This window comes from Methylotuvimicrobium sp. KM2 (genome assembly GCF_038051925.1).
GTDB lineage: Bacteria > Pseudomonadota > Gammaproteobacteria > Methylococcales > Methylomonadaceae > Methylotuvimicrobium.
In genome coordinates this window covers 1,951,136-1,965,847 of sequence record NZ_CP150634.1, presented here as the reverse complement: position 1 = coordinate 1,965,847, position 14,712 = coordinate 1,951,136, and the positions used below count along the sequence as shown (strand labels likewise).

Here is a 14,712-nt window from a genome sequence, read left to right as displayed (position 1 = left end):
TGTTTGGCCGGGAGATACTGGTAAAATAACGGGTATTATTACCTTATTTGATGTTTCAATCCGCTCCCGGCTGTTTGGCCGGGAGATACTCGGCGCGGATGGTCTGCGCTGTCGATTTAATTGCTGTTTCAATCCGCTCCCGGCTGTTTGGCCGGGAGATACTTGATGTTGGCCTGGGTGGGTTAGTCAAGGCGAATGTTTCAATCCGCTCCCGGCTGTTTGGCCGGGAGATACAAATCCGGTCACCATAGCTTACCCCCGGACATAAGTTTCAATCCGCTCCCGGCTGTTTGGCCGGGAGATACCCGATCGTGACCATTCCAGAATCGGCAACCTGAATGAGTTTCAATCCGCTCCCGGCTGTTTGGCCGGGAGATACTTTCAGCAGCCTCGACTCGGCCTTGGTTGTGAATGTTTCAATCCGCTCCCGGCTGTTTGGCCGGGAGATACGAAAGAGGCGGGTAGTGCCGGCCATCGGCACCAATAGTTTCAATCCGCTCCCGGCTGTTTGGCCGGGAGATACAAACGGTGCAATGTCTGATTGTCAGTTACGATCTGTTTCAATCCGCTCCCGGCTGTTTGGCCGGGAGATACAATACAGGAACCATCAACGGTGTAGAGATAGAAGTGTTTCAATCCGCTCCCGGCTGTTTGGCCGGGAGATACCCTTTACCGTTTTCCATTTCATACGCCTTATCGTAGTTTCAATCCGCTCCCGGCTGTTTGGCCGGGAGATACTATTACTTTTTGTTTTTCGCGATTCACCTTTTAGGTTTCAATCCGCTCCCGGCTGTTTGGCCGGGAGATACAGTTTATAAAGGAACAAACTATTATCGAGCTTATGTTTCAATCCGCTCCCGGCTGTTTGGCCGGGAGATACGGCCGTTGTTATTTAAGAGGTTTTGAAGATGAAAGTTTCAATCCGCTCCCGGCTGTTTGGCCGGGAGATACCGTATAACGCTGATCCTACTGCGCAAAACGCTCAGTTTCAATCCGCTCCCGGCTGTTTGGCCGGGAGATACGGCAGCGCTAGAAATGTTGTCGAAATCATACTGTGTTTCAATCCGCTCCCGGCTGTTTGGCCGGGAGATACGCACCAAGCCCGATGCTGCTTGCCCGTTCAGCAAAGTTTCAATCCGCTCCCGGCTGTTTGGCCGGGAGATACAAACATCGCGTCGGTATATCGCGCATCGCCGTCCGGGTTTCAATCCGCTCCCGGCTGTTTGGCCGGGAGATACTCGACTATTGGCATTGGCCGGGTGATCGGTTACGGTGTTTCAATCCGCTCCCGGCTGTTTGGCCGGGAGATACACAGCCGGCCCCCAACTGGCAACGATGCCCGATGTGTTTCAATCCGCTCCCGGCTGTTTGGCCGGGAGATACCGCATACCAGCACGGCTATTGCGACGCGAGAAGGGTTTCAATCCGCTCCCGGCTGTTTGGCCGGGAGATACGTCAACCTGTAAACTTTTTGTTTATGAAATTGACGTTTCAATCCGCTCCCGGCTGTTTGGCCGGGAGATACGCGGAGATCATAGCTGATGTTCCGCACAGATAAACGTTTCAATCCGCTCCCGGCTGTTTGGCCGGGAGATACATTTAATACGTTAGCGTATCTTTTTACCCAACAAGTTTCAATCCGCTCCCGGCTGTTTGGCCGGGAGATACGCGTATCGCTCTAGCCGATAGCGCAACGCTGTATGTTTCAATCCGCTCCCGGCTGTTTGGCCGGGAGATACCGACTTTTTTGGCTCCATGCCTATACCGGTTAAGGTTTCAATCCGCTCCCGGCTGTTTGGCCGGGAGATACGACTGCCGCGCGTCGATCCGCATCAAACCCCTCAGTGTTTCAATCCGCTCCCGGCTGTTTGGCCGGGAGATACTTTTTAAGCGCATTAAGTACAGCTGCCCCGTTGATGTTTCAATCCGCTCCCGGCTGTTTGGCCGGGAGATACCCGTTAAACTCGCCACGCCGAATTGGTATCATCATGTTTCAATCCGCTCCCGGCTGTTTGGCCGGGAGATACATGAAATTACCGACGATGCTAACACGCAAGCTAAGTTTCAATCCGCTCCCGGCTGTTTGGCCGGGAGATACGATAGATGCAAGATACCCGTCATTTAAGAAATTTGTTTCAATCCGCTCCCGGCTGTTTGGCCGGGAGATACCTCAAATGGCTTCCGAAGATGATCTTGCCTGGGTAGTTTCAATCCGCTCCCGGCTGTTTGGCCGGGAGATACAATATAGAAGATTAGCCGGTGAAGCAGAGGCGCGTGTTTCAATCCGCTCCCGGCTGTTTGGCCGGGAGATACCGCGGCGCGGCGTGTGCGCTGTTAAGCCGTTTCAAGTTTCAATCCGCTCCCGGCTGTTTGGCCGGGAGATACCCTCTGTGACCCTTTCGTGGTTACGCTGGCTTATAGTTTCAATCCGCTCCCGGCTGTTTGGCCGGGAGATACACTGCTATTAGTTAAAATCAATTAACCAAAGAGGAGTTTCAATCCGCTCCCGGCTGTTTGGCCGGGAGATACGCAGCCTGAACTGCGGCTTTGTTTTCAGGTTCTACGTTTCAATCCGCTCCCGGCTGTTTGGCCGGGAGATACTGCCAAACCATGTAACAAACGTAATTGAAATTAAAGTTTCAATCCGCTCCCGGCTGTTTGGCCGGGAGATACATGAGAGTGTCAATCTTGTAGATCAATTGCCATTGTTTCAATCCGCTCCCGGCTGTTTGGCCGGGAGATACCTTCTGCCTGGACTTGTCGCAAGCACTCAAGAACAACGTTTCAATCCGCTCCCGGCTGTTTGGCCGGGAGATACTCCTAAAAACGCGCGGCGGACCGAAGCTGAGGGATGTTTCAATCCGCTCCCGGCTGTTTGGCCGGGAGATACATCGCTATAATTCCGCATTGCTCGTTGTCGAAGCCGTTTCAATCCGCTCCCGGCTGTTTGGCCGGGAGATACGGTTTATGAATCGTTGACTTTACGGTATAATCAACTGTTTCAATCCGCTCCCGGCTGTTTGGCCGGGAGATACGCTGGCGAATCGTACCGTCTGCGACCGGCGTAAACTGTTTCAATCCGCTCCCGGCTGTTTGGCCGGGAGATACGCTGGCATTGATTATCAACTCGACGGTTTTAAAGCGTTTCAATCCGCTCCCGGCTGTTTGGCCGGGAGATACTCGGCAATCATGGCGAAAGAACTACGCTCACAAGTTTCAATCCGCTCCCGGCTGTTTGGCCGGGAGATACCGAGATCGATAACGGCAAACTTAACCGGCTCCAAGTTTCAATCCGCTCCCGGCTGTTTGGCCGGGAGATACAGGTTCCTATTATCCGGTCCCGGAGAGCTAAACATGTTTCAATCCGCTCCCGGCTGTTTGGCCGGGAGATACGAATCTGACCACCACGTCATTGATTAATGTGTTAGTGTTTCAATCCGCTCCCGGCTGTTTGGCCGGGAGATACGCGGATTGTCGATGTGATGTTTCAGTCCGGAGAAAGTTTCAATCCGCTCCCGGCTGTTTGGCCGGGAGATACATTGACAAGGGCAATCAAGCGACAGGGAAAATAGGTTTCAATCCGCTCCCGGCTGTTTGGCCGGGAGATACCGCTCATTGGTTTAGCCTATTGTTGTAAATGTTTGTTTCAATCCGCTCCCGGCTGTTTGGCCGGGAGATACGCAGCCTGAACTGCGGATTTGTTTTCCGGCTCAATGTTTCAATCCGCTCCCGGCTGTTTGGCCGGGAGATACCGCGCACGGAAAAGGCGTAGACAGGGGTAATATCGTTTCAATCCGCTCCCGGCTGTTTGGCCGGGAGATACGAGCGGAACCGGCAAAAGACGAAACATCCAGCTGGTGTTTCAATCCGCTCCCGGCTGTTTGGCCGGGAGATACTTACGGCAGCGGCATTGTGCTTTAGCGCCGACTTGTTTCAATCCGCTCCCGGCTGTTTGGCCGGGAGATACGTTTCATTCATTCCCCAGCGCCGTATCCGTGCATGTTTCAATCCGCTCCCGGCTGTTTGGCCGGGAGATACCCGGGTGCACAGATTGACATATCGTGCGACCATGTTTCAATCCGCTCCCGGCTGTTTGGCCGGGAGATACTCTTGCGGCGCATTGAAACCGTGCATGTCGTTCAGGTTTCAATCCGCTCCCGGCTGTTTGGCCGGGAGATACCCTATGCCAATTTTGGCGTTAATCAATCGCTGATTGTTTCAATCCGCTCCCGGCTGTTTGGCCGGGAGATACGTTTACCGATGTTTTAAAAATTGTAAGGCAAGGTTTCAATCCGCTCCCGGCTGTTTGGCCGGGAGATACGTATTTTAGATAGGACCATGCCGCCACCGCGCATGTTTCAATCCGCTCCCGGCTGTTTGGCCGGGAGATACGGCCTCGCCGATCCACTTGTACAGCGTCCAGTGATTGTTTCAATCCGCTCCCGGCTGTTTGGCCGAGAGATACATTATGTCGGTGATGCGCCGGCGGCTGCCGATTTGTTTCAATCCGCTCCCGGCTGTTTGGCCGGGAGATACTTAAGGGCTTTTCAGGCAAAGGCTTACCCGAAAAGGTTTCAATCCGCTCCCGGCTGTTTGGCCGGGAGATACATGCAGCAAGACCGGACGAAGCAGAAGCCGAGCTGTTTCAATCCGCTCCCGGCTGTTTGGCCGGGAGATACGCGCTTCAACGTACACTGAGGGCCGTTTTTACTGGCGGTTTCAATCCGCTCCCGGCTGTTTGGCCGGGAGATACACATAAGATGCAGCATATTCGGCACCATCAACACGGTTTCAATCCGCTCCCGGCTGTTTGGCCGGGAGATACACTTACTGGGCCAACGTCTGGACGTGCAGCGGCAAGTTTCAATCCGCTCCCGGCTGTTTGGCCGGGAGATACATCGGTGGTGCACCGTTCTTCATGTCGGCGCTAGGTTTCAATCCGCTCCCGGCTGTTTGGCCGGGAGATACATGAGCGCAAAAACACCCGTAGCAGCGGTATTAGTGTTTCAATCCGCTCCCGGCTGTTTGGCCGGGAGATACCATGACTCAGCTTTCTTGGCGGTTTCAATCGAAATGTTTCAATCCGCTCCCGGCTGTTTGGCCGGGAGATACATTGCTAGTGATTGCCTTATCATCGTAGCAACGAAGTTTCAATCCGCTCCCGGCTGTTTGGCCGGGAGATACTCACAAAATCGCTCTGGATCTCGCTGGTAGCGAGGTTTCAATCCGCTCCCGGCTGTTTGGCCGGGAGATACTCGCCCGTGTGGTTCGCCATTAAAGGTTGCTTGAAGTTTCAATCCGCTCCCGGCTGTTTGGCCGGGAGATACCGGAAGGTTGTTGAGCGGAACAGGCAAAAGACGAGTTTCAATCCGCTCCCGGCTGTTTGGCCGGGAGATACAATGTAATCTTGGCTAATCCTTCCTGAATCTTCGCGTTTCAATCCGCTCCCGGCTGTTTGGCCGGGAGATACTCTATATTGCATGACTACACCTATTAACGCACCAAGAGTTTCAATCCGCTCCCGGCTGTTTGGCCGGGAGATACATTTCGACATCGACAAAATAAACCTTATGGAACCTGTTTCAATCCGCTCCCGGCTGTTTGGCCGGGAGATACCTTCTATAAGTTCACCGGACTGTGAACCGTAAGCCGGTTTCAATCCGCTCCCGGCTGTTTGGCCGGGAGATACCGGTGATTGCAAAATGGGCGGTTATCTCTAAAAAGTTTCAATCCGCTCCCGGCTGTTTGGCCGGGAGATACGTTAATGGCGAACAATTCATAGATCGCCTCCAGATGTTTCAATCCGCTCCCGGCTGTTTGGCCGGGAGATACCTTGTTGCAAAATGCCAAACTAAAACCCGTCTTAGTTTCAATCCGCTCCCGGCTGTTTGGCCGGGAGATACCGATTGCTGTCGGGCACAAGCGCACGGACCGTGAGGTTTCAATCCGCTCCCGGCTGTTTGGCCGGGAGATACTTTTTATGCCTGGGTAAATCGTTGGGTAAATTATGTTTCAATCCGCTCCCGGCTGTTTGGCCGGGAGATACGGAACCTGGCACCGATCCAAACGAGGCGTACCGAGTTTCAATCCGCTCCCGGCTGTTTGGCCGGGAGATACTATACAGGCCGCCGAACAGCAGGTCTCTGACCTACGTTTCAATCCGCTCCCGGCTGTTTGGCCGGGAGATACGCATGACGCATAACGCTTGACTCTTCGGGTTGCGGGTTTCAATCCGCTCCCGGCTGTTTGGCCGGGAGATACCGCGGCGATGTCCGGGCACTGTTCTCGGGCCAGCGTTTCAATCCGCTCCCGGCTGTTTGGCCGGGAGATACCGATGAGCAGCGCAGCCAGCGCCGACCCGTTTAAGTTTCAATCCGCTCCCGGCTGTTTGGCCGGGAGATACGGCGGTTCCGGATCGCTGCCCGCTATGGTTTTTCGTTTCAATCCGCTCCCGGCTGTTTGGCCGGGAGATACGCTCGGCAAACAGCGCTTGAACGAGCTGTTCGGCGTTTCAATCCGCTCCCGGCTGTTTGGCCGGGAGATACATTTTGCGTAATATTCCGGCCATAGCCGCTGCATGTTTCAATCCGCTCCCGGCTGTTTGGCCGGGAGATACCATCAAACGGCAGCTCGGGCTGCCGGTATTTGGTGTTTCAATCCGCTCCCGGCTGTTTGGCCGGGAGATACGCACGACTACGACCCCGCCATGCTGGCGGAGTTGAGTTTCAATCCGCTCCCGGCTGTTTGGCCGGGAGATACATGGCTTGACTAAGAGAACTTTAGTTCCCATAATGTTTCAATCCGCTCCCGGCTGTTTGGCCGGGAGATACCCATGGCGCGGAGTTCCGCGGTTAACCGGGCGTTTTGTTTCAATCCGCTCCCGGCTGTTTGGCCGGGAGATACATACAGGACCCACCTGGATTTACAGCATATTTATGTTTCAATCCGCTCCCGGCTGTTTGGCCGGGAGATACGATTGTGAAGTTGTAGCGCTGCCGTTAGTGCTGGGTTTCAATCCGCTCCCGGCTGTTTGGCCGGGAGATACCCGTTGAGCACCAAGGACACCTGACGCGGTGTATGTTTCAATCCGCTCCCGGCTGTTTGGCCGGGAGATACTTTTTGCCTGTTGTGTCAGGGTCTGTTTTCGCAGTGTTTCAATCCGCTCCCGGCTGTTTGGCCGGGAGATACACCGTTTTAGCCGTGCGCAATGGGATACGCTGAAGTTTCAATCCGCTCCCGGCTGTTTGGCCGGGAGATACCTATGGGAGCCCAGTGAAACCAGCGTGCCATTTTGTGTTTCAATCCGCTCCCGGCTGTTTGGCCGGGAGATACCAAAGACCAAACCAAAGCGTCTTGGTGGATCGATGTTTCAATCCGCTCCCGGCTGTTTGGCCGGGAGATACACCCAGAATCAAAAGGGGGGGATTTAGACTTGGATGTTTCAATCCGCTCCCGGCTGTTTGGCCGGGAGATACACCCCAGCGCATAGCCCCGCTCGACTACCGTCAATGTTTCAATCCGCTCCCGGCTGTTTGGCCGGGAGATACATACAACCTGGCGCAATGGGCCGAGTTCTACAGCGTTTCAATCCGCTCCCGGCTGTTTGGCCGGGAGATACAGCGGCTGGATGCGGATTTATCGACGGTACTGGAGAGTTTCAATCCGCTCCCGGCTGTTTGGCCGGGAGATACGATTGATGAGCTAAAGCAAATGCGCGCGGTTCGCCGTTTCAATCCGCTCCCGGCTGTTTGGCCGGGAGATACAGGTTACACCGAGATTTTTAAACGCTTGCTCGATGTTTCAATCCGCTCCCGGCTGTTTGGCCGGGAGATACCGAGGAAGTCACGCGGGTAGTCGTCTCAGAAGATGTTTCAATCCGCTCCCGGCTGTTTGGCCGGGAGATACTGGCCATTAGTGCATGTTGCTGTAGGTGGTGTAAGTTTCAATCCGCTCCCGGCTGTTTGGCCGGGAGATACGTTGTCGCCGGCGTCATTGGCATCGCGGTCCTGATGTTTCAATCCGCTCCCGGCTGTTTGGCCGGGAGATACATAAGTGTCTCATCGAAAGCGAAATATTTTTCAGTTTCAATCCGCTCCCGGCTGTTTGGCCGGGAGATACATGCAGTCATTACGCATCTTTCTATTTGTCCATTGTTTCAATCCGCTCCCGGCTGTTTGGCCGGGAGATACATCATCTTGAATTATATAGCCTTTCATTATTAAGTTTCAATCCGCTCCCGGCTGTTTGGCCGGGAGATACACATCGGTTGTGATGGTGAAATAACTGTTATTAATGTTTCAATCCGCTCCCGGCTGTTTGGCCGGGAGATACACGATGTGCTTCTCGATCATAGCGCAGGTGTCGGGTTTCAATCCGCTCCCGGCTGTTTGGCCGGGAGATACACCGACGGGTCCGGCGAGTTTACGCGCTGGGTACTGTTTCAATCCGCTCCCGGCTGTTTGGCCGGGAGATACCATGACCGGTAAAAATTAATGATTAAAATCTTATTGTTTCAATCCGCTCCCGGCTGTTTGGCCGGGAGATACCGACATCAGCCAATCCGCGCGGACCAGTCACGACAGTTTCAATCCGCTCCCGGCTGTTTGGCCGGGAGATACCTGCTTGGTCTCGACCGGGGCGCCGGCGTTCTGAGTGTTTCAATCCGCTCCCGGCTGTTTGGCCGGGAGATACAACTGCGACTGAACATCAGGAAAACACGCTATGAGTTTCAATCCGCTCCCGGCTGTTTGGCCGGGAGATACTCAGGTCGGTTGTTTACACTTTCATTTTCGGGATGTTTCAATCCGCTCCCGGCTGTTTGGCCGGGAGATACCACCTGCGCTATGATCGAGAAGCACATCATGAAATGTTTCAATCCGCTCCCGGCTGTTTGGCCGGGAGATACTATGTTAAGAAAGAGCAGAAAGAATACAAAATAAGGTTTCAATCCGCTCCCGGCTGTTTGGCCGGGAGATACGGCCTTTGTATAAGGCCATGAAGATTATAGCTAATTTGATTCGATCGCGCGAAATGACTTTTTTTTAATTGGAATCTCATCTCCAGAAAATCTCTTCGTTGCACATTTTCATTATTCTTCATTACCTTAGAATAGCCGCGAAACCTACTGGTTTTTTCCATTACTCAAGGTTCGCGGAATTCAAACAATCAACGTATTTTCAAAATCGGTCGCTTTACTATTACCGAATTCTTCCCGGTTTTTATCAAGGGGTTCGATTATCCGATAAATGCGCAAACTATCCTCATCAAGGTCGATGATGTCCAACAACTGATCTTTCAACCTCGCCATTTCCATCGTACTGACCTGGCATTCGAAAACTGATTTTTGTACCCGTTGCCCGTAATTCAAACATGTTTTGGCTACTCGCCTCAACCTGCGTCTGCCCTCACTGGTTTCGGTCGAAACATCGTAGGTGATCAATATCAGCATGATGAAGTTCCCCTTTAACGCTGTAGATACGGCACATAATCCTCAACATCGTCTCGAAGGTAGCGCGCCAACAAACGCGCCTGGATTTGCGCAAGCAAACCGATCGGCATAGTCTGATCCAAGACGGGATGGCTCAGTTCTTCCTGCTTGCGTGTCTGAAATGCACCGATTACGGTTTTTCGCCCCTTATCGTTCAGAAGCACGCTGCCGCCGTCCCTCTTATCAAAATCCTTCGCGTTCAATTGCTCACGATTGATCAACGTCAATGCCAACCGATCGCACAGAGGCGCTCGAAATTCTTCCAAAAGATCTAACGCAAGCGATTGTCTGCCCGGTCGTGCCGCATGCAAAAAACCCAACTGCGGATCCAAACCGACGGTTTCCAAAGCCGATCTACAATCACTCAACACTAATGCATAAAGAAATGAAACCAAAGCATTGAAAGGGTCCCTTGGCGGGCGCCTGTTACGGGTCGTAAAGTTGAAAGTTTCTCTTGCCGATGGCTTGATGACTTGCGGTAACGCATCAAAGTATATTCTGGCCGAGTCGCCTTCAACTCCGCGCAATTCATCATGTGTTTGCACAGTCGGTAATTTTTTCAGGTTACTTGCCAATAACCGCGAAGCTTGGACAAGATTAGATTTTTCCGCTTCGGATTTATTGTCGCGCGCGCCGCGCATCAACAACTGCCGACTATTCCGTATTTTTCCGGCGATAAAACGCTTCGCAAGCATTAGACTTTTATCTCGATCGTCGGCGGCACGATATTGGGCTTGTCGCAACAATACGTTGCCGTTTACCGGGCCTTCCAATCGGGCTCGAAAGCGCCCGGATCGATTCAGCCAAACAACACTGCGGCCATCCTCGGCGCAACGCCCTAACAACGCGGGGCTCAACATGACATTATCGAATAAGACAAAAGCTCCGAGATGATGCAGCGGTACTTGCATCTTTTTTTGTTTTTCGATCATTACGCATACGGTTTCGCCTTCCAACCGCAAATAAGCTTCCGGGGTTGTCACATAGAGAGTATTAAGCGCTTGTTTCATTGAAAATCCCATTCTTCTTCGGAAACGTCGAATAACTGGTCGGACCAATACTTTATTCGCCGAGTCTCGTGGATAAGTTCCGGTTGGCAAAGGCTGTTCAATGAGCATTCCGGACAACGTTTTGTATCGGCGATCGGCGGCGGGCATTGGGGTTGCTCGAGTAGTAACCTGATTTCAGCGATCATACTCTCGGTCGTTTTCCGCAATTCGTCGTCGATATCGACTTCACGGCGCCGTCGAGACTGAACATGGTAGATCGCTCCGAACGATACCGAGACATTCAACATTTCCTCCAAGCAAAAGGCTTGAGCAGTCAATTGCAGATCGTCATTAAGCCATCTTTTTCGCTTACCATGCTTGTATTCAACCGGATAAACGATGCCGTCCGGACGAAATTCCACGACATCGCATCGCCCGGTCAAACCCAATCGGTCCGACCAAACCGGTAGTGCGAACTCGATGCGCACATCTTGTTTGACCTCATGAAGCAAAGTATCAACGCGTTCATGTTCGCGGCTTCCGCTTTCGGTATGAACATTGTCTGTAAACTCGCTTTCCGCGTGTATCAAATAACAGCGCCTTGGGCAATAAACGTATTGATTCAACGCGGAAAGCGGTATTTTTTCAATCAAATCGGCTAGGCTATTAGTCATATTGTGAAGCGGTTAAAGACGTCATCTTTCTAATCGGCCAGTGCGTCAGTGGTTTCAATCCACTCCCGGCCTTCGCGCCGGGAGATATTCTCATCACGATTATTTGGCAATGAGCTCGATACCAACCGGCAAACGATCTTTATTGACCGTTACCTCGTAATCGGTGAATTTGCGCGGCGTCTCAACCCCTTCTCGTTTTTTAATGTCAATGATACCGCCCAAATCGAGCAGTTTATGAGCCGGAGCACAGCCCAATATCGCTTGTTTCTTCCGTTGTTCCAGATCGCTATCGGTACCGATATGCTTGAATATGTACAAGCCGCGACAGGACATCATTCCCTTGCTGGCCGAGCGGTCGTGGTCATACATGTTGAGAAGGGCGTCCCATAGCAACTCCAAATCCGTTTCGCTGAACCCGGTTTCTTGCGCTAAATTTGCGCTAATAAAACCTTTAGCGGCATAGAGGCCGTAAGGTATCAAACTCTTACGTCCCATCGTGCGTAACTGATCTTCAGGTTGTGCATCTTCCCAAGCTTTATAACTTGCTATATCCTTGGCGCCCTTGACATCCTCGGTTACCGCCATTCGTGTCACGGAAATATCCAAAGGCAACACTTTATCCAACGACCGGGCAAACGAGAACTGAACCGGGCCGCGAACCTGTCCGGCATTGGCGCCTGTCGACATTACGGCGCCGAAAGTTCTGACATCGTAAAAATTCTTACACATCCATTCTTTTGCCAGGCGGACTTTGTCCTTTGAGGCTTTTCCTTTTTCGGGTATTTCGCTGTTGGCTTCTAAATGAGACTCGGCTATCGGCCGATTCAGATTGGTCGCATGCTCGATAAAAATCGCATGGGGGCGCAGGTTATTTCTTGCGATTTGCACATAATTTCTAACTCGCCGCTTCAACGCGACGTCGGATACCAGACCGTACATATCTTCCGGATCGATACGCGGTGCGTTGCCGGCATCGGGGTCGCCGTTCGGATTTCCGTTTTCACAATCGAATAAGAATAAGAATTCGTAACGGTTTTCTATGCTCATTATTTTTCTCCGTCTGCTTGATTTTGTTTTGCTTGTTTTTTAGCCTTGTTTTCAGCCATGCGCGCTCTGTTGTCGGCTAGTTGTTGGTAATAACCCAATGCGAACAAGCTTTGTTGTTCCAAATCGAGGGTTTTAGGAATTTGCGTCATGGCGCTCATGATTTCGCCGATACGATTTTCGAATTCGAAGGCCAAACCGCCGCCGACTTTGTTCAGATGGTTTTTGGCGTTGCTCATCAGTTGACCGATGCGTAACGCGGGCGCTTGACTGGTTGCCGTGTAGTAGCGCTGCACGACGCCCGCGCCGACATCGCCGAGTGCGGCATATTGCAAATCGGCCAACACTGCAAGCAAACGCCCGCATTGATAGGCCGGGCTCGGATGTCCCGGATTGAGTTGAGTATTCATGTAGCAATCTCCTTTATTTCGGATGTGGTAGGCTTTCAGCAAACCCATACGGGCATGATTTTGGGCTTCTTCGTTGATGACGGCTTTGCGCGTTGCCATCAAGGCTTGGGCAAATGCCGAATTCGATACCGGCTTGTTTTTGTTGAGTGCGGTGCGCCAAAGATCGTTGATCAGCGGCGCGGGTACATCTTTCAGGTCTCGAACCAAGCTGCCGACCACGGCCAAAAATTTGGAGGGTGGCGCTAACTGTCCGCCGTCGCGGGCAATGATTTGTAAATCATCGAACCAGGCATTGACGTTTTCCAGTAATTCGGTCAGCCGGCCTTGCTGCCAATCGCGGACCATGACACGCCCGGATTGCCCCGACACAGTCATGACATAGTAATAATTTTCCAGTAAATCGGGACGTTGTCCGTCGTTTATAGCATTCAGCATTGCTTTGGGTCTAGTTGACTGCCCGGCAGGTGGTTCGGTAGGGCTTTCCAATTCGGCGAATAAATCGTCGTCCGGATTCGCCAATTCACGACCGAACCAATAAACAGCCAAGCCATTGATCAAGCGAATACTTTGCCGATTGATCAGTTGGTTAAAGGTTTCCGCGTAAATTTTTGCCGTGACTTCATCGGTCGCGGCATTGGCCGATTTGTCGAGGCCATATGATTGGAATGCCTCCTTGTCGAAACCGATGAAGACATCGCCCATCCCCAACCCGCCGACCGAGGACAACCCTTTGATTTTCGGATGCGTATCGACCGGCACTATCGTGTTGCCGGTCAGCACACAACGCATCAAGTCCTTGTTTTGGGTTTTATCGACATCGTTGCCGTTTCCGCCCGCTCGGTGATTTCGCCACCAGTCATGCCAAGTTGTCGAGTGCAAGGGAAAGCTATCTTCGATCAATAGGGTCACCGAATCGGTCGGTTTGGGTTTAGGTTGATTGTTATTGATGAAATTTGCCAGCTTTTGCAACTCTTCAGAACTATTCAGCGCCGCAGCGGCTCTTGCCAATTCAGGGCAATCGGAAGCTGCTTGTGCTAAAAGACCGATAAAATAGTCATGCTTGATTCGATATTTTTCAATTTCCTTCTCGTCGGCTTTTTCCTTGTAATAAAAGGCTACAACGGCCAGCGACTCTATCAAAAACTGGCTTCGCGTCAGGCTGCCGGCAATCATTTCACTTGGTGAAAGATCGGGACAACATCCGAATTCAAGGCCGTTTTGGCCGTCACCCAGCGATATCAATCCGGTAATTTCGGCTTGTTTGCCTATCACAATCGCCCATTTCGCGGATTTGACACTGAAACCCGGCTCGGTTTTGATGCCGGCTCGTTCGGCATGAGCCAATACCTCATTCAACATTGTCATTCTCCGTTTTGCGCACAGCCTCGCTCTCGTAATCGGGAACCTGCATCACGCCGCTTTTCAGTTGCGCATGAAAAACGCTGATCGCCGGCTTGGCTTGAGCGTCGTTGGCTCGGCTTAGATCGAAAACGTCATAAAGCATCCAGCCTAAGTCCAAGTCGATATCGACAGGCATTGTTTCAGAATCGTCTTGGACCAATTCGAAAAATGCCGGAAATTCCCGACAGCCGAAATACGGCTGATAGAAACATTTGCCTTGAGAGGCTCTACGCTCGAACTGGGCGTTCATGGCATTCAGATTTGCCTTGGCATCCCTACTATGTATACGGGCATGAATTCGATACCTGACATTTTTCAAGGCCATCGTTTGACGTTGTGTCCGACCTTTTTGATCGGTACCCAACTCGTCCCGCGTTCCGTCTGCCCATAGCGGCGTGATTGCCTTGGTTCCCTTCATCCACTTTTGCACTTCCGACGCCGATATTTTGTCTTTGACTTCATTACGCCGCAACGCAATGTACTTAGGCGGCTTAAGCAATTCGATACTTTCGATTTGCCAATAAAAGTCATATTCCTTTTTGAAATAAATCGCATCGAAAATACCGCGCGCCGCTGAAGGCGTGATGATTGGATAGCTATAACGCTCGACTTTCATTTCCGGTCGACTGAAACAGGCCAAATCGCCCCATACTTCTAAACAATGAACTTTATTTTTCACATACGCTCCTCATGAATAAAACGGGTAT

General features: G+C 52.0%; 6 protein-coding genes and 1 CRISPR repeat array (1 of these 7 running past the window's edge). All 6 genes read right to left on the bottom strand.

The window, feature by feature from the left end:
- Positions 1 to 8,977: a CRISPR direct-repeat array (repeat unit 37 nt; unit sequence GTTTCAATCCGCTCCCGGCTGTTTGGCCGGGAGATAC) (it extends 4,676 nt beyond the left edge of the window).
- A gap of 180 nt (positions 8,978 to 9,157) precedes the next feature.
- Positions 9,158 to 9,448, bottom strand: coding sequence for a CRISPR-associated endonuclease Cas2 (gene cas2 / locus WJM45_RS08345; RefSeq protein ID WP_341328492.1), 291 nt, complete (start codon positions 9,446 to 9,448; stop codon positions 9,158 to 9,160).
- Positions 9,449 to 9,462: 14 nt separating this feature from the next.
- The gene (cas1c, locus tag WJM45_RS08340) at positions 9,463 to 10,497 is read right to left on the bottom strand and encodes a type I-C CRISPR-associated endonuclease Cas1c (RefSeq protein WP_341328491.1); all 1,035 of its coding nucleotides are present in this window, start codon (positions 10,495 to 10,497) and stop codon (positions 9,463 to 9,465) included.
- Positions 10,494 to 11,150, bottom strand: a complete 657-nt coding sequence (gene cas4, locus WJM45_RS08335; protein WP_341328490.1) for a CRISPR-associated protein Cas4 — start codon at positions 11,148 to 11,150, stop codon at positions 10,494 to 10,496. Before cas4 ends, cas1c begins: the two co-directional genes overlap by 4 nt.
- Positions 11,151 to 11,249: 99 nt before the next feature.
- A complete protein-coding gene (cas7c, locus tag WJM45_RS08330; protein WP_341328489.1) occupies positions 11,250 to 12,197 on the bottom strand; it encodes a type I-C CRISPR-associated protein Cas7/Csd2 in 948 nt (315 codons plus the stop codon).
- A complete protein-coding gene (gene cas8c / locus WJM45_RS08325) occupies positions 12,197 to 13,963 on the bottom strand; it encodes a type I-C CRISPR-associated protein Cas8c/Csd1 (protein WP_341328488.1) in 1,767 nt (588 codons plus the stop codon). Before cas8c ends, cas7c begins: the two co-directional genes overlap by 1 nt.
- A complete protein-coding gene (gene cas5c / locus WJM45_RS08320) occupies positions 13,953 to 14,684 on the bottom strand; it encodes a type I-C CRISPR-associated protein Cas5c (protein WP_341328487.1) in 732 nt (243 codons plus the stop codon). The genes cas8c and cas5c overlap by 11 nt, the downstream gene beginning before the upstream one ends.
- Positions 14,685 to 14,712: the final 28 nt, after the last annotated feature.